12 protein-coding genes are annotated in these 15,897 nt (G+C 61.2%); 6 read left to right on the top strand and 6 right to left on the bottom strand.

The window, feature by feature from the left end; all coding sequences use genetic code 11:
* Position 1 precedes the first annotated feature (1 nt).
* From BMZ63_RS09350 to BMZ63_RS09340, 3 genes are all read right to left on the bottom strand, one after another.
* Positions 2-2,242: an NADP-dependent isocitrate dehydrogenase gene (locus tag BMZ63_RS09350; RefSeq protein ID WP_091704770.1), complete on the bottom strand. Its 2,241-nt coding sequence runs from the start codon at positions 2,240-2,242 to the stop codon at positions 2-4.
* Between the two features lie 510 nt (positions 2,243-2,752).
* On the bottom strand, positions 2,753-4,741 hold the full coding sequence (locus tag BMZ63_RS09345) for an acetoacetate--CoA ligase (RefSeq protein ID WP_091704767.1): 1,989 nt from the start codon (positions 4,739-4,741) through the stop codon (positions 2,753-2,755).
* A 25-nt stretch (positions 4,742-4,766) separates the two neighbouring features.
* The gene (locus BMZ63_RS09340) at positions 4,767-5,126 is read right to left on the bottom strand and encodes a DUF6164 family protein (protein WP_091704764.1); all 360 of its coding nucleotides are present in this window, start codon (positions 5,124-5,126) and stop codon (positions 4,767-4,769) included.
* An 82-nt stretch (positions 5,127-5,208) separates the two neighbouring features.
* On the opposite strand from BMZ63_RS09340, the gene BMZ63_RS09335 reads away from it, so the two are divergent.
* From BMZ63_RS09335 to BMZ63_RS09320, 4 genes are read left to right on the top strand one after another with little or no spacing between them, the layout of a single operon-like run.
* A complete protein-coding gene (locus BMZ63_RS09335; RefSeq protein ID WP_091704762.1) occupies positions 5,209-6,606 on the top strand; it encodes a DUF2868 domain-containing protein in 1,398 nt (465 codons plus the stop codon).
* On the top strand, positions 6,599-8,035 hold the full coding sequence (locus BMZ63_RS09330; protein ID WP_091704759.1) for a GTPase/DUF3482 domain-containing protein: 1,437 nt from the start codon (positions 6,599-6,601) through the stop codon (positions 8,033-8,035). Before BMZ63_RS09335 ends, BMZ63_RS09330 begins: the two co-directional genes overlap by 8 nt.
* Before the next feature lie 44 nt (positions 8,036-8,079).
* Positions 8,080-8,475 (top strand): ectoine synthase, encoded by a 396-nt coding sequence (locus BMZ63_RS09325; protein ID WP_091704756.1) that lies wholly within the window; start codon positions 8,080-8,082, stop codon positions 8,473-8,475.
* Between the two features lie 9 nt (positions 8,476-8,484).
* Complete coding sequence (locus BMZ63_RS09320; protein WP_091704754.1) at positions 8,485-9,687, top strand: MFS transporter; 1,203 nt, start codon at positions 8,485-8,487, stop codon at positions 9,685-9,687.
* A 154-nt stretch (positions 9,688-9,841) separates the two neighbouring features.
* Here the strand turns inward: BMZ63_RS09320 and BMZ63_RS09315 are convergent, their stop codons facing one another.
* Both BMZ63_RS09315 and BMZ63_RS09310 read right to left on the bottom strand, forming a co-directional pair.
* A complete protein-coding gene (locus BMZ63_RS09315) occupies positions 9,842-11,017 on the bottom strand; it encodes a type III PLP-dependent enzyme (protein ID WP_091704751.1) in 1,176 nt (391 codons plus the stop codon).
* Between the two features lie 155 nt (positions 11,018-11,172).
* The gene (locus tag BMZ63_RS09310) at positions 11,173-11,991 is read right to left on the bottom strand and encodes an ATP-grasp domain-containing protein (RefSeq protein ID WP_091704748.1); all 819 of its coding nucleotides are present in this window, start codon (positions 11,989-11,991) and stop codon (positions 11,173-11,175) included.
* 156 nt (positions 11,992-12,147) lie between these two features.
* Between BMZ63_RS09310 and BMZ63_RS09305 the strand changes: the two genes are divergently transcribed.
* Both BMZ63_RS09305 and BMZ63_RS09300 read left to right on the top strand, forming a co-directional pair.
* Complete coding sequence (locus BMZ63_RS09305; protein ID WP_091704746.1) at positions 12,148-12,519, top strand: DUF6746 family protein; 372 nt, start codon at positions 12,148-12,150, stop codon at positions 12,517-12,519.
* 92 nt (positions 12,520-12,611) lie between these two features.
* Positions 12,612-13,466 carry an eIF2B alpha/beta/delta subunit family protein gene (locus tag BMZ63_RS09300; protein WP_091704743.1) on the top strand — a complete coding sequence of 285 codons (855 nt, stop codon included), beginning with the start codon at positions 12,612-12,614 and terminating at the stop codon, positions 13,464-13,466.
* Here the strand turns inward: BMZ63_RS09300 and hrpB are convergent.
* On the bottom strand, positions 13,420-15,894 hold the full coding sequence (hrpB, locus tag BMZ63_RS09295) for an ATP-dependent helicase HrpB (protein WP_091704740.1): 2,475 nt from the start codon (positions 15,892-15,894) through the stop codon (positions 13,420-13,422). The two genes, BMZ63_RS09300 and hrpB, sit on opposite strands and share 47 nt — an antisense overlap.
* Between the last annotated feature and the right edge of the window lie 3 nt (positions 15,895-15,897).

The following is a 15,897-nucleotide window of genomic DNA, read 5'->3' as shown; positions in this document are numbered from 1 at the left end:
CTTACTTGGCCGCTTCGGCAAACTCGGTCAGGATCTTGTTCAGGGTTTCGCTCGGCTGCATCACCGCGCACACCTTGTCGGCCGGTGCGTGGTAGTAGCCACCGATGTCCGCCGGCTTGCCCTGGATCACGGTCAGCTCTTCCAGGATCTTGTCCTTGGCCGCTTCCAGTTTCTCGGCAAACTTGGCTGCGAAGGCTTTCAGGTCCTGATCGTCGTTCTGCTCGGCCAGTGCGGCCGCCCAGTGACGGGCCAGGTGGAAATGAGAGCCACGGTTATCCAGCTCACCGGCCTTGCGGGACGGAGACTCGTTGTTCTCCAGCAGCTGACCCACCGCGGTGTCCAGGGTCTGGCCCAGCAGGCGGGCGCGGGCGTTGTCGTGCTTCTCGCCCAGCTCTTCCAGAGATACAGCCACGGCCAGGAACTCACCCAGTGAATCCCAGCGCAGGTGGTTTTCTTTCACCAGTTGCTGCACGTGCTTGGGCGCGGACCCACCGGCACCGGTCTCATACAGGCCACCGCCGTTGAGCAGCGGCACGATGGACAGCATCTTGGCACTGGTGCCCAGTTCCAGGATCGGGAACAGGTCAGTCAGGTAGTCACGCAGGACGTTACCGGTCACCGAGATGGTGTCTTCGCCGCGGATCATGCGCTCCATGGTGTAGTTGATGGCGTCAACCGGCGCCATGATCTGGATGTCCAGACCGTCGGTGTCGTGCTCTTTCAGGTAGGTTTCCACCTTCTTGATCAGCTCGGCATCGTGGGCACGGTTGCTGTCCAGCCAGAAGATGGCCGGCATGCCACTGGCGCGTGAACGGTTAACGGCCAGCTTCACCCAGTCGCGGATCGGAACGTCCTTGGTCTGGCAGGCGCGCCAGATATCGCCTTCCTCAACTTGGTGCTCCATCAGAACCTTGTCGTCGGCGATAACGCGAACGGTACCGGCTTCCTTCATGATGAAGGTCTTGTCGTGGGAGCCGTATTCTTCAGCTTTCTGCGCCATCAGGCCAACGTTGGGTACGGTACCCATGGTGGTCGGGTCAAACGCACCGTGCTTCTTACAGAAGTTGATGGTTTCCTGGTAGATGGTGGCGTAGGAACGGTCCGGCAGAACGGCCTTGGTATCACGCATGCCACCTTCGCTGTCCCACATCTTGCCGGAGCTGCGGATCATCGCCGGCATGGAGGCGTCGACAATCACGTCGCTCGGTACGTGCAGGTTGGTGATGCCGTTGTCGGAATCCACCATGGCGATTTCCGGACGTTCTTCGTAGATCTTCGCCAGGTCCTGCTTGATTTCGTTCTGCTTGTCTTCCGGCAGCTGCTGGATTTTCTCTTCCACGGAAGACACGCCGTTGTTGGCGGTCACGCCCAGCTCTTCAAACAGGTCGCCGTATTTTTCGAACAGCTCTTTATAGAAGCTCTTCACCGCGTAACCGAAGATCACCGGGTCGGAGACCTTCATCATGGTGGCCTTCAGGTGCAGGGAGAACATGATGTCGTTCTTCTTGCAGTCTTCGATCTGCTCGTCGAAGAACTTGAGCAGGGCTTTCTTGCTCATGAAGGTGCTGTCCAGAACTTCGCCGGCCAGCAGCGGCAGCTCGGACTTCAGAACGGTTTTCTCGCCCTTGGCGTTTTCGAAAACGATTTGCGCGGTGGTGTCGTTTTCCAGGGTGACAGACTGCTCTGCGGAGTAGAAATCGCCGTCGTTCATGTGCGCCACGTGGGTCTTGGAATCGGCGCTCCACTCACCCATGGAGTGCGGATGCTTGCGGGCGTAGGCTTTAACCGCGGCCGGGGCGCGACGGTCGGAGTTGCCTTCACGCAGAACCGGGTTTACGGCACTGCCCAGCACTTTGGCGTAACGGGCCTTGACGTCTTTTTCTTCGTCGGTCTTCGGCTCTTCAGTGTACGCGGGTACTTTGTAACCCTGGGCATTCAGTTCCTTGATCGCGGCGTTCAGCTGGGGAACAGAAGCACTGATGTTCGGCAGCTTGATGATGTTGGCGTTCGGGTCTTTGGTGAATTCACCCAGTTCTGCCAGAGCGTCCGGTACCCGCTGGTCTTCCTCGAGGTAGTCCGGGAAGTTCGCCAGAATACGTGCCGCCAGGGAGATGTCGCTGGTTTCAAAATTAATGCCGGCCGGCTTGGCGAAGGTTTCCAGGATGGGAAGCAGGGAACGGGTCGCGAGGGCAGGTGCCTCGTCCGTCAGTGTGTAGACAATTTTGGCTTTGGAGTCTGTCATTTTCGTCCTCAGGCTAATGGGTGGATTCGGGACGGTCATCGCCGGGCCTTCCGCCTTTTGGGCACTGCGGCCTGGGCAATGACTGAATTCGAAACTTTTGATAGGCCTACTAAGATACCATTTTTTAGTAAGTTTTGGTTACGATCTTAGTATAAGAACGGATTAATCTGCCTGATTTTCCGTTACAGGACGGTTAAATGACGGGATTTTACGAAACTTTCTTTCATTTAGCTTGCTGGCTAACTCAGAAGTGGGCGCAGCACGGGGAGGGCCTTCCAAAACACGCTTAAACCCATCCATGGGGCGCTCAAGCTCCGCCATCCCTGGCTCCGCATGGTTTTGGAAGGCCCTCCCCCGTACTGCCTCGCCAACTACGTGCAAATCTGGGCTTTTACACAACTCGCGTATTTGAATGATTGGCAGATTGTCGACAATTTCCGCGTTCTGGTTGCGAGAAGCTGAACCTGCCCCACTTTTAAATTGAAAGCATCGTGGTCCGGGAGTGCGCACTCATTCCGACAACAATCCGATCTCCGTCAGTTTATCCCGGATACGGTCCAGCGCTTCCGGGTTGCCCAGGGCATCACGGTTATCCGCTTTGCTGGAGCCGTTAATCAGGCGCGCCACGGCCAGTTCCACTTTTTTGCCGCTACGGGTGTAGGGAATGTCCGGCACTTCGATGATGTGTTTGGGCACGTGCCGTGGGCTGGCACCCTGTCGGATCCGCTGGCGCAATTGTTGCGCCAGGTCATCGGTCAGGGTCTGGCCGTCGGCGGGCACCACCAGCAAGACCACTTCCACATCACCGTCGATCTGGCGCCCCACCACCAGGCTGTCTTTCACCTCCGCCACGGTTTCCACCTGGCGGTAGATTTCGGCGGTGCCAATGCGCACACCGCCGGGGTTCAGGGTGGCGTCGGAGCGGCCGTGGATAATGGCGCCGCCGTGTTCGGTAAATTCGATGAAATCACCGTGTGCCCATACACCGGGGAAGGTACTGAAGTAGGCCTCGCGGTAACGTTCACCGTCCGGGTCGTTCCAGAAGCGCACAGGCATGGAGGGCAACGGCTGACGGCAGACCAGTTCGCCGCGGCCCCGGGCCAATGGCTGGCCATCTTCGCTGTACGCCTGTACATCGACGCCCAGCAAACGGCACTGGATTTCGCCCCGGCGCACCGGCAACAGGGGTGTACAGCCGACGAAGCAGCCGCAGATGTCGGTGCCACCGGCGATCGATCCGAGCAGAACCTGCGGGGCACCGTCCCCGTATATCCAGTCGTAGTCTTCGGGCAACAAGGGCGAGCCGGTGGAGAACACCACCCGCAGGTGGCTCTGGTCGAGACTTCGGGCCGGTCGCAGGTCGGCTTTCCGGCAGCCGGCGATGAATCGGGCACTGGTGCCGAAATGAGTGACTTTTTCGGCGGCGACCGTGTCCCACAGGAAGTTGAGGTCCGGGTAGCCGGGCGAGCCATCCACAGTGATCACGGCGGCGCCGGTCATCAGCGCCGAGGCCTGCCAGTTCCACATCATCCAGCCGCAGGTGGTGAAGTAAAGGAAACGGTCCCGCGGGCCGACATCACCGTGCAACATCAGTTCCTTGGCGTGGTTGACCAGCAATCCGGCCGTACCATGCACGATGCACTTGGGTTTGCCGGTGGTACCGGAGGAGTAGAGGATATAAACGGGGTGGTCCGGGCCCACGGGCGTGAATGAGGGCGGTGTACCGGCGCCGAAGGCCAGGGCATCGTCCCAGGTGGTTACCCGATCACCACTGACCGGCGGCTCATCCGGCAACTGGGCGATGCTGACCACGGTTTTCAGGGATGGCAGCTGGCGCACCAGGCCGGCAAACTCCTCCTGTCGGGCAAAGGTCTTGCCCCCATAACCGTAGCCATTCACCACGATCAGTGCGGCCGGTTCGATCTGGCCAAAGCGGTCATTGATGGCACCGATACCGAAATCCGGCGAGGCGGAGCTCCACACGGCCCCCAGGCTGGTGGTCGCCAGCATGGCCACCAGTGCTTCATAACCGTTGGTGACCACACCAGCCACACGGTCACCCTGTTGCACACCCCGGCTGCGCAGGAAAGCTTCCAGCGCACCGGTATCGGCTTTCAGTTCGGCGTAGGTCTTGCGCAACACTGGCCGGGTTTCGCAATAGGCCACCACGGCTTCGCTGTTGGCCTGGTCGCCCTCCGCCGGGGTTAACAGGTTGGCGGCGAAGTTCAGACGCATGCCGGGGAACCACTGCGCTCCCGGCATGGATCGGTTGCCAAGCACCGTTTCGGCGGGTGTGTCACAGGTCAGCCCACAGTAATCCCAGACACTCTGCCAGAACGTTTCCAGTTGGTTGACCGACCAACGATGCAGCGCATGGTAATCCTCGAAAGGGCCGTGGCCCTGTTTCTCCAGCCAGCTCTTGAAGCCCGCCATACGGCTACGCTCGAGCGCCTGATCGGTGGGCTCCCAGACAACCGTTGTTTGTTGTTTTTCGCTCATCTGATTCTCCGGTGTATTCAAGATTTCAGCCCAGGCTGATAAACGGCAGCAGGCTTAATGCAGCAATGGCCGCAACAGCCAGCACTGCGGCCAATACCGAGACCGGCCGTTGCCGAAAGTGGTACCAGAAACCCGTTTCGCCACGCAGACTACGGGCGGCAAACGCTTCCTGCTGGCGAGCCTGACGCTCGCTCTGGTAGTGCTCGAGCAGGGCCTGGGCCCGCTCCGCCTCGTCGTCATCGTGCACCCAGAAACCGCCCATGCTGATACCCCAGCGGCTGGGCGGGGTTTCGTAGTAACGGACCTTGTGGGCCTCGAACAGATCCCGGATCTCATCGGCTTCGTCATCGGGCACGTGCCGCAAGTTCATCAGGTGGTGGGGCATGGCGGTTCCCGGCTGGCTTCAGTGGCATTGTTGGCTATATGCTAACAGCATACACCAGCTGCCCCATTGTTCAGGATTCTGCATGACCGATAAGCCCCTTCGTCTGCTGCTGGCCTTTGACGACCGATTCCAGCGCGACAGGGACCAGCCCGCCACCTTCCTGCACCGGCGCGATCGCCGTTTCGCTCTCGATTGCCAGCAACAGGGCCGCTCCCCGGGTATCCGTGCTTGGCTGGCGCACCTTGACAGGCTGTCGGGGGCCGGTGCTGATCGCAGCCAAACACCAGGCTCGCGTTACCTGCAACGCTGGCGCGCCCTCGGCGCCGGTTTCATCGCCGGTGGCAGTCTATTGGGTGTTGCCGCCATGCTCGGCCTGTTGCTTTACGAAGGCGGCCAGCGCATCAACGTGACGGTATTTCTGGCCTTTGTGATGCTGCAATTACTGCTGGCAGTGGTCACCACCGTGCAGGCAGCCGCCGGCTGGCAACCCTGGCACTGGCTGACACGCCATTGGCAAACCACCGAAAAAAGTCCTGTCCGTACCGCCCTGCAGCCACCAATGGCTGCACGGGCAGCACAGGCCGGAGGCCTGGCCTTTGCCACCAGCGGACTGATAACACTGCTGATCATGGTGGTGATCCAGGATCTGGCCTTTGGCTGGAGCACCACACTGGATACCGCCAGCACCAGTTACCACCGCCTGGTGAGCTCGATTGCGGCGCCCTGGGCCTGGTTGTGGCCGGCGGCGGTACCGTCCCTGGAACTGGTGGAAGCCACCCGCTTCTTCCGGGCCGCGCCCGATGCAGCCACCACATCACCACCACAGTGGGGCCAGTGGTGGCCGTTTCTGACCATGACCTGGCTGACCTGGACATGGCTGCCCCGGCTGGCACTGTTGCTGGCCACGCACTTTTTTCTTCAACACAGGGCCCGGCGGTTACTGGCAAGGCACCCGGGGCTGACCACCTTGCACTACCGGATGGAAACCCCGGTCATTGAAACGGGCAATCAACACAGTGATGCGGACGATCTACCAGACACCCGAACCCGCAGTGAGCTGGCCAGCCTCCCGGTGACGCCGGTCTGTATTGCCTGGGCCGGAGCCGGCAGGGATGGGCTCCCGGAGGAGCTGGTGCCGACCAGTTCCCGGCCGCTTTCCGTCGGTGGCAATGCCCGCCTGGAAGACGACGATGCCGTTCTGCAGGCCACCCGCCAGCAACTGCAGCAACAAAGCCGGCCGCAGGTACTGCTATTAACCCGCAGCTGGCAGCCGCCCACCGGTGAGTTAAGCGATTTTCTCGAACAGGCCCGGCAGCACTGGCCAGCCGGCACCCGGGTCACACTGGTGCCACTGGCTGCCGACCCCGGCCTGCCTCCGGCGGACCATCTGCTGCAGCCATGGTTGCGCTTTGCCGGGCGCCTGTCCGGTTTTGCCTCGGTGGCGACGGTGGGCAGCACCCGGGAGGCCAACCATGAGTAACCCGTCTCCGGTGTTTGCCGTGGTGGGTCATCCGAACAAAGGTAAATCCAGTATCGTGGCCACCCTGTCGCAAAACGACGCCATCGCCATTGCCCTGGAACCCGGCACCACCCGCCAGCAACAACGCTACCCGATGACCGTGGACCAGCAGTTGCTGTATACCCTGGTGGACACCCCGGGCTTCCAGCGCCCGCGCCGGGTGCTGCAATGGCTGGAAGCCCATAGCGTGTCGGCCTCGGACCGGCCGGAAACCGTGCGCGCCTTCGTACGCGAGCATGAGGGCGACACCCGTTTTGTTGACGAGTGCGAATTGCTCAAGCCGATTATCGAAGGCGCCGGTATCATCTACGTGGTGGACGGCTCAGTGCCTTACAGCGCCGAGCACGAAGCGGAAATGACCATTCTGCGCTGGACCGGCCGGCCCAGCCTGGCGCTGATCAACAGCATCGGTGATGACGACTACAGCGACACCTGGCAGGCAGCGCTTGGCCAGTTCTTCCAGGTTGTGCGCAAGTTCGACGCCGTTCGTGCTCCTTTTGCGCAGCATCTCAGCCTGTTGAAAGCCTTTGGCCAGCTCGAACCCGCCTGGGAGCAACCCTTGCAGCAGGCCGTCGAACACCTGGCAAGCCAGCGTGAGCATCGCCAGCACCAGGCCGCCGCCCTGATCGCGGAGGCCCTGATTGCCATGATGCGCTTTCAGGAAACCCGCACACTGCCAGACCAACAGGCAACCACCGATCCGCAAGCCCTGGAAAACAATCTGCGCGAGCGCTGGTACCAACACCAGCGGCAGCGGGAGCAAACGCTGCGAGCCAATATCGAAACGCTGTATCAGCACCAGCATATCCAGCGCCAGGAAGCCGAGCTTGAATGGCACAGCGAGCACGACCTGTTTTCCGAAAGCACCCGCCAGGCCTGGGGCGTCAGCAAGGGGTACCTGGCCACCGCCGGCTTCGGGGCCGGGGCGGTAAGCGGCGCCGGCATTGATGCGCTCACCTTCGGCTCGTCCATGGGCGCCGGTGCGTTGCTCGGCGGATTGGCCGGCGCGGTGGGCAGCTACCTGTATGGCGACCGCCTGACCCTGCCAACGCTGAAAATCGGCCCACTGAAAAATGGCCTGAAAACCGCCCGCTTCGGCCCGGTTCAGGACCCCCAGTTCGGCTACGTGGTGCTTGGCCGGGCGGTGGACCACTGGTGGCATATTGCCATGCGCAACCACGCCGGACGCGAGTTGCTCGAGCTGGAACCCACCGACCAGCACTGGCTGGAAGGGCTGGATAAAAGCCATCGCCGCAGCATCCAGCGAACCCTGGACAAGTGCCGGAAACAGCGCCAGCCCGATCAGCGGCAACGGCAGGATTTGATAATCGCCATCGAACAGGCTATGAAGGTTTACGAACAGTGGCGGTTGAATCATACCGCAAGCTAATGTTTATACTGTAAGGCTGTTCCATCACCAAACGAGGAATGCGCATGAAAATTGTACGAGTGCAAGACATTATCGGTACTGAACGCGAAGTCAGTGCCCAGCAATGGACCAGCCGCCGCTTGCTGCTGAAAAAAGATGGCATGGGTTTCTCCTTCCACGAAACCATTATCAAGGCCGGCTCTGAGCACACCTTCTGGTACAAGCACCATCTCGAAGCGGTTTACTGTGTTGGCGGCAATGGTCGGATCAAAGACCTGGCCACTGGCGAAGTTCACGAAATCACCGACGGCACCCTGTACGCTCTCGACAATCACGATCGCCACACCCTGTACGGCGGCACCGAGGACATGCGCCTGATCTGCGCCTTCAACCCGCCGGTCACCGGCCAGGAAGTGCACGACGAAGACGGCGCCTACCTGCCGGACACCAGCGAAGACTGATTCGCGCCCGTGGCAATTCCCTCTGCCGCGACCGCACCGCCACCGCCAGCCAGACTGCTGCCGGTGGCGGTGTTGCTTTGGCTGGCCGGTGTTTACCTGAGAATCCCCGTGCTGGTGGCGCCGCCCCTGGCACCCTTCATTGGCGATGAACTGGCACTGAGTCAGACGCTGACCGGTGCACTGACCACGCTCCCCATCCTGATGCTGGCCATCGGCGCCATGCCCGGCTCCCTCGCTATTTCCCGCATCGGCCCACGCAATACCCTGGCGCTGGCCATGCTGATCATGGTGATTGGCTCCGCCGGCCGTGGTCTGGTGCCGGACACCTCTACCCTGATGCTTGCCAGCGCCGTCATGGGCCTGGGCGTGGCGATGATGCAACCGGCCCTGCCGGCACTACTCCCGCGCTGGCTGGAACCCCACCATCTGGCCATCGGCTCGGCCATCTATATGAATGGCATGCTGATGGGTGAATTCATTGGCGCCGGCATAACCCTGCCAGTACTCATGCCATTACTGGACAACAGCTGGCGTGCCACCCTGCTGGCCTGGTCGCTGCCGGCGCTGTTGGTTGCCGCCGCCCTGTTTCTGCCCAAACGGGACCTGGCCCGGCCGGTACGCAAAGCCGCCTGGCTGCCGGACTGGAAAAACCCGCTCACCGTCCGCCTGGGACTGCTGCTGGGCCTGTCTGGCTCCATGTTCTTCGGCCTTAACGCCTACATGGGCAACCTGCTGGAACAGCAGGGCCGTATCGGCATGCTGTCCGAAGCCCTGTTCTGGTACAACATCGCCCAGGTCTTCGCCTCCCTGGTCATGCTGAAAACCGCCCGGCTCTGGGTCGGGCGCCGAACCCTGATCGTCATCATGGCGGTACTCAGCATCCTGGGCACCGCCGGCACCGTGGTACTGGAAGGCTGGTGGTTCATCGCCAGCGCCACCCTGATGAGCTTCGTTGCCGGCATCCTGCTAATACTGCTGGTGGCCCTGCCACCGCTGCTGGTCAACTCCGCCGAAACCGGTCGCCTGTCCGCCGGCACCTTCCTGGTGGGCTACACCATGGCCTTCTCCGTGCCCATGGCCGGCGGGGTACTGGCCGACTGGACCGGCGACCCGCGCCACGCTGTCATGGTCATGATCGCCTACAGCCTGCTGGTGTTGCCCCTGGCATTCACCCTCAACCTGAAACGAAAAAAGGACCAGCCCGAAAGCTGATCCTTACCGATAAAGGCCTGCACCCAAGCCGGAAGGCCGGGGCAGGGAGTGCTTCCCCGCAGGGAATCATTGTCTGAGCAAAGCGAGTTGTTGATTCCCGGAGGGGAAGCACTCCCTGCTCAGGCCCGGCCCCAAGCCTGATCAAACTCCACAGTTAAAGGTAATAATCCTTCAACGGAGGAAACCCGTTAAACTCGATGGCGCTGTAAGTGGTGGTATAAGCCCCGGTCGACAACCAGTACATCCGGTCACCAATCGCCAGATTCAAAGGCAACGGGTATTTATGGTGCTCGTACATGATGTCGGCACTGTCACAAGTCGGCCCGGCAATCACGCAGTCTTCGCCCTCGCCGGTTTTCTCCGTCCAGATCGGAAACTTGATGGACTCATCCAGCGTCTCAATCAGACCGGAAAACTTGCCAACATCGGTGTACACCCAGCGATGCAACGCGGTACGGGATTTACGGGCAATCAACACCACCTCACTGACCAGCACCCCGGCATTGGAAATCAGTGACCGGCCCGGTTCAATGATGATCTCCGGCAAATCGTCGCCAAAATCCTCGTGCAGAAAACGTGCGATTTCCTCGGCGTATACACCCAGCTCATTGGTCCGGCTGATGTAATTGGCCGGAAAGCCACCGCCCATGTTGATCATCTTCAGCTCGATACCATCTTCTTCCTTCAGGCGCTCGAAGATCACCTTCACCTTGCTCAGAGCCGCATCCCAGGCACCGATTTCCCGCTGCTGGGAGCCCACATGGAAGGACACACCATAAGGCACCAGCCCCAGGTCACGGGCCAGGATCAGCAGGTCCATGGCCATATCGGTCTGGCAGCCAAACTTGCGCGAGAGAGGCCAGTCTGCGGTCAGTGTGCCTTCGGTCAGGATGCGGACATACACCTTCGAGCCCGGGGCAGCCTTGGCAATGTTGCGCAGGTCGGCCTCGGAATCGGTGGCATACAGGCGCACACCCTTCTCGTAGAAGGTGCGGATATCCTTCGCCTTCTTGATGGTGTTGCCGTAGCTGATGCGGTCACCGGTTACCCCCAGAGCCATCACCTTGTCCAACTCATACACCGAGGCAATATCGAAATTGGCGCCCTTGTCCCGCAGCAGTGTCAGAATCTGCGTGGCCGGGTTAGCCTTCACCGCATAGTAAACCTTGGCATAGGGAAAACCTTCCACCAGCTCGTTGTACTGACGATCGATGATATTGGTATCAATCACCACAAACGGGGTTTCCTTGGTGTCGGCAAAATCCTTGATGCGTTTGAAGGTCTCGGCACTGTAGTAGTCGGCAATCTCGGCGTTGGGGGTCTGGTTCATCGGTGGTGTTTCCCTCCACGGGGCAAACAGGCATAAAAAAAGGCACCACAGCAAGGCTGAGGTACCCATCGGATTTCGCGATCATCGGGCTTTTTTCCCAACTCGACAAATGCGCAGTTATACCGATAAACCCATGCGCCGGGAGGCCCTGTACGTCAGACCGCCACCGGCCAGAGTGGACCCGGATCACTCGGGCCATTCGGGCCCTGTGGCTGGCTCTGGCGTTGCAGGTATTCCAGAATGGCTTCTTTCAGATCCGCTCCCCGTGCCAGCCCCTGATTGCCAAACAGGCGATTGAATTCCAGCACGTAGGGATAGCCTTCCACCATCGCAATATCAAAGCCGGCATGGTCGACCCCAAGCTCCCGCGCCAGGCGCATTGCCAGCTCTGTGGCGGCCGCCGGCACCGCATCGGCAACAACCCGGCCGCCTTTGGCCACATTGTTGTAAAACCCCTGCTCGGCCTGGGTTCGCCAGTAGGCGGTTAAAACCCGGTCACCCACCACAACCACCCGCACATCCCGGTCAATAGGCAGATATTCCTGGGCATAGAGGACACTGGTGCGCTCGCAATAGGCCTGCCAGTCAGCCCGGTTTTCAATCAGCCAGACCCCTTCGCCCATGCTGGCTTTGGGCAGTTTGGCGACAAACGGCAGGCTCATCCCATCCCAGATCATGTCCCGCTCCTGCGGGCCATTGGCTTCGATCCGGGTCCAGGGCGTGTGTTCCGGTACTACGGCCTGGAAGGCCCGGGTCATCTCCACCTTGTCGTGACCAATCCGGTAACTGGCAACACTCGGAAACACCCGGCATTTCAGGCCATGGACCAGCGCATTGAGCTGCCAGTACTCGGGAAACAGTACCCAGTCCGCCTCCTGCAACACGGCTTTATGGCGCAGGAAATGTTCGGGCTTGAGTACTGTCGTGTCGGGAAAGCCCAGGGTTCGAAAGACATCGAAGGATACAAACTGCATGGTCACCGCCGCACGGTGTGGAACTTGGCGGCATTTTATCCGGCTTACGGTGGCTGACAAGCTTTATTTCATCACCTGAAATTGATCAATCTCATGGTTCAAAAACACAATAACGATAATAATTCGCATTACATTGCAACTGAAAGAGGAACCACCATGCAGACATTTCTGAAACCTGTCGCTCTTGCCTCAGCCCTGCTCTTCACTGCGCCCGTCATCGCCGATGATGACTATGGCCATTTCAAGGGCAAACCGTCCGAGACCCTGGAAGAGGCCGTTGCCAACTTTTCTGAATACAACACCAAACTGGAAAAGGTACTGGCAGGCGACCTGACACCCGAAGCCATGAACGAAATCCATGAGCTGACCTACACCATCGAAAATGCGCTGGCCAGGATCAACGAAGAGTTTGACGGTCTGGCCGTCACCCTTGAGGAAATCCACCTGTCTTCCGAGCGCATGGAAACCGATCAGGTTCAGGAATACGGTGAGCAGTACCTCGATACCAGCCGCAAGGTGATCGAGTAACCCGCTCCCGGACACACGCAGCTGGTCGCCATTTTCCGCTGCGGTAATATTGCTGCTAACCTCAGGGTGAACCCATCACCCCGTTAGCAGCAATGCCCCATTTTCCTTCCAGCGCACAAGTCCTGCTCGACCAACTCAAGCAGGACACCACCTCCGGTGCCACACAGCTGGCTTTGGCCACCCTGCGCAATCTTCAGACCTGGACTGATGAGCACCATCCGTCTGCCGGGGAAACGGCTGTTGTTCTAACGGCGCTGGCGGAAGCCCGACCGAGCATGGTGGTGATTGGTAACGCCCTGGAGAGCGTCCGGAGCCGGCTGAAATCAAACCACAATAATGCCGGGCCGATCATCTCAGAACAGATCCAGCTTCTTGAAAACGCCAGTCAGGACATGGCTCGCCATGCCCGCTCCCGGATACCGGAGGGCGCCACGGTCATGACCCACAGCGCCAGTTCGGCGGTACTGGCGCTGTTCGAGGACATGGTGCGGGCAAACCACCGGTTTTCGGTGATCTGCACCCAGAGCAGTCCGGGCATGGAGGGGTACACAGTCGCCCGGAGACTGGATACCCGGCGAGTGCCGGTTACCTTGATCACCGATGCCCAAATGGGGCTGTTCGTGCCGCAATCGGATGTGATCGTGACCGGCTGTGACTGCTGGCTGTCAGACCATTATTTCGTCAATAAGAGCGGCACCCTGCTGCTGGCACTGGCTGCACGCCATTTCAGAAAACCCTTCTGGGTACTGGCCGACAGTTTTCGGGACAGCAACAAGACCCATGACACGGTTAATCTGGAAGAACTGCCTGCACGGGAAATGGCAGCCCCCGAAGGCGGGTTCGTCACCGCCCGCAATATCTACTTTGAAACCATTCCGGAAACGCTGATTACCGGTCGCATCAGCGAGCAGGGCGTTTTTTCGTACCCTGCTGGGCCTGGGCGGTGAGGGGGTCTTCCGGCCAGGGGTGTTTCGGGTAGCGTCCGCGCATGTCCTTGCGCACCTCCGGATAGGCATTGGCCCAGAAACTGGCCAGGTCCGAGGTGACCGCCAGGGGGCGTTGGGCCGGGGAGAGCAGGTGAATCACCACCGGCACCCGGCCGGCGGCCACCCTTGGCGTCCGGGTCCAGCCGAACAACGCCTGCAGCTTGGCGGACAGCACCGGGCCGTTGTCGGCGGTGTAGTCGAGAGTTACGCGCTGGCCGGTGGGGATGCCCATGGCCTTCGGGGCCAGTTCATCCAGCTGTTGCTGTTGGGGGTAATCCAGCAGGGTATTCAGCGCCTGCATCAGGTCCAGTTTCGCCAGGTCTGCCCAGCGCTGCATGCCGGCCATGAAGGGCGCCAGCCAGGTGTCCAGACCAGCCAGCAGGGCATGGTCGCTCACCTCCGGCCAGTCGCCAGGGAATTCCCTGGCCAGCAGTTGAACCCGCGCCTGCCATTGCCGGGAGTCGTCGCTCCAGGGCAGCTTATCCAGCCCCTTGCGGCGTACGGCATCCACCAGCCCCTGCTGGATCAATGCAGGGTCCACATGGGACAGAGGCTTTTCCGCCAGCACCAGGGCGCCGAGCCTGCGCACCTGTCGCGCCATAATGGTGCCGCGTTTGTCATCCCAGGTGGCTTCTTCTCGCTGGTCAATGTGCGCCGCCAGGTCAGTCTCCAGATCCGCCAACGCCACCGGTGCCGCCAGGTAGATGGTCGCTTCCCGGGCCTTGCCATCCAGCTCGGCGGCCACCAGCCAGTCTTCCCCGGCCAGCGAGTCGTCTTCCCGAAGTATTGCGCCCTTGCCGTTACTGAGTTGAAAGCGGGGCTGGTTGCCGGGGCGGCGCCGGGCGATACGGTCCGGGTAGGCCTGGGCCAGAACCCTGCCCACGTCGGTTTCGGCGGGTAGCCCGCCGGTATCCGTGCCCCGGTTCAGGCGCCTGGCGGCCTGGCGCACGGCCTTCAGGCGGGCCGGATCCACCCCCGGGCGCTGACTGTCGCCGCGCAACACGCGGATCCGTTCGTGCAGATCGGCCCCGGCACCCGGGCCCAGCAAATCGCGCTCTTCCAGCAGGGCCGCCAGTTCAGCCGCCAGGCGAGCGAATCCCAGCACCCGGCCTTTCAGCACCATGTGCGCCAGCCTGGGGTGCAAGCCCAGTTCCCGGGCGGCTTTGCCATGATCGGTAATCGCCCCCTCGCTATCCAGCAGGTCCAGCCACCGCAACAGCGTTTGCGCCTGCCGCCAGTGTGCCGGCGGCGGGGCATCAATCCAGTTCACCTGCTCCGGGGTGCGGGCGCCCCATTGGGCCAGCTCAAGAACGACCGGAGCCAGATCCGCTTCCCGGATCTCGGGCGGGGTGTAATCCGCCAGCCCGAACTGTTCAGACTCACTCCATAGCCGGTAACAGACGCCCGGCTCAATCCGGCCGGCCCGGCCCTTGCGCTGCTCCGCCGAGGCTTTCGACACCCGGCCAGTCACCAGCCGGGTCATACCGCTATTGGGATCGAACACCGCCCGGCGCTGCTGGCCGGCATCAATCACTACCCGCACGCCCTCGATGGTCAGGCTGGTTTCGGCAATGGCAGTGGCCAGCACGATTTTGCGCTGGCCGTCTGGTGCCGGGGTAATGGCCCGATCCTGCTCCTCACTTTTCAGGTTGCCATACAAAGGCGCAAGCAGGGTGTCCTCCGGTAACTGACCCGCCAGTTGTCTGGTCACCTGGCGAATCTCCCCGGCCCCGGGCAAGAACACCAGCAGCGAGCCGGATTGTTGCTGCAAGGCCTCGTGAATCACCGCCACCACCTGATCCGGCAACCGGGTATTGCGGGCCGGCGGCCGGTAGTGGACTGCCACCGGAAACGCGCGCCCCTCACTGGTGATCACCGGTACGTCGCCCAGGACCCGGGCAATGGGGGCAGTATCGAGAGTGGCAGACATGACCAGCAGTCGCAGGTCCTCACGCAACGCCTGCTGGGATTCCCGCACCAGTGCCAGGCCGAGATCGGCCTGCAGGGATCGTTCGTGAAATTCGTCGAACAACACCGCCGCATACTCTTCCAGCAGGGGGTCGTTCTGGATCAGTCGGGTGAGAATGCCTTCGGTGACCACCTCAATACGGGTGGCAGGGGAAACTTTGCTATCCAGACGGGTGCGGTAGCCAACGGTCTGTCCCGGATTTTCATCCAGCTGCCGGGCCATGAACCGGGCCGCCGAGCGGGCAGCCAGCCGGCGGGGCTCGAGCATCAGGATCCTGCCGCCCTTCCGCCAGGGCGCATCAAGCATGGCCAGTGGCACGCGGGTGGTCTTGCCGGCTCCGGGCGGGGCCTGCAGCAGTGCGGTATTACCGGTTTCCAGCGCCTGTTTCAGCGCTGGCAGACTCTCCTCTATCGGCAGCATGGG

The organism is Marinobacter persicus, from assembly GCF_900114155.1.
In the GTDB taxonomy this organism is placed as follows: Bacteria; Pseudomonadota; Gammaproteobacteria; order Pseudomonadales; family Oleiphilaceae; genus Marinobacter; species Marinobacter persicus.
The sequence above is the reverse complement of the archived record's forward strand: the minus strand, read 5'-3'. Positions and strand labels throughout refer to the sequence as shown.